The following is a 785-nucleotide window of genomic DNA, read 5'->3' as shown; positions in this document are numbered from 1 at the left end:
GCCGACCGGGCTCCGGCCACTCGCACCACGACCGCGAGGTCGCCAAAGGCCTGTTCGCGGACCTGGGCCGGCTGGAGAAGGACGATCCCGCACGCCGGGTGATCCGCGACCGGCTGGTGGAGATGCACCTTCCGCTGGTCGAACACCTCGCCCGGCGCTTCCGCAACCGCGGTGAGCCGCTGGACGACCTGATCCAGGTCGCGACCATCGGCCTGATCAAGTCCGTCGACCGGTTCGATCCGGAGCGCGGCGTCGAGTTCTCGACGTACGCCACCCCGACCATCGTCGGCGAGATCAAGCGCCACTTCCGCGACAAGGGCTGGGCGGTCCGGGTGCCGCGGCGGCTCCAGGAGCTGCGGCTTTCGCTCACGGCCGCGACTGCGGAGCTGTCCCAGCGCAACGGACGGTCTCCGACGGTCGGCGAGCTCGCGGCGCAGTTGAACATCTCCGAGGAAGAGGTCCTGGAGGGCCTGGAGTCGGCGAACGCGTACAGCACGCTGTCCCTGGACGTGCCGGACACCGACGACGAGTCGCCCGCGGTCGCGGACACGCTCGGGTCGGAGGACGAGGCACTTGAGGGCGTCGAGTACCGCGAGTCGCTCAAGCCGCTGCTGGAGCAACTGCCGCCGCGCGAAAAGCGCATCCTGCTGCTGCGCTTCTTCGGCAACATGACGCAGTCGCAGATCGCCCAGGAGGTCGGCATCTCGCAGATGCACGTCTCGCGGCTGCTCGCCCGCACTCTCGCGCAGCTTCGCGAACGGCTGCTGGTCGAGGAGTGACGCCGG

Annotated in this window: 1 protein-coding gene; it reads left to right on the top strand. The window is 69.7% G+C overall.

Annotated features, from left to right (window positions below):
• Nucleotides 1-779 (top strand): RNA polymerase sigma factor SigF (locus ACRX5W_RS05170; protein ID WP_436786681.1); only part of this gene is annotated, 779 nt, incomplete at its 5' end.
• Nucleotides 780-785 lie beyond the last annotated feature (6 nt).

The sequence above is a fragment of the Yinghuangia sp. YIM S10712 genome, from assembly GCF_051388935.1.
Classification (GTDB): domain Bacteria; phylum Actinomycetota; class Actinomycetes; order Streptomycetales; family Streptomycetaceae; genus Yinghuangia.
The sequence above is the reverse complement of the archived record's forward strand: the minus strand, read 5'-3'. Positions and strand labels throughout refer to the sequence as shown.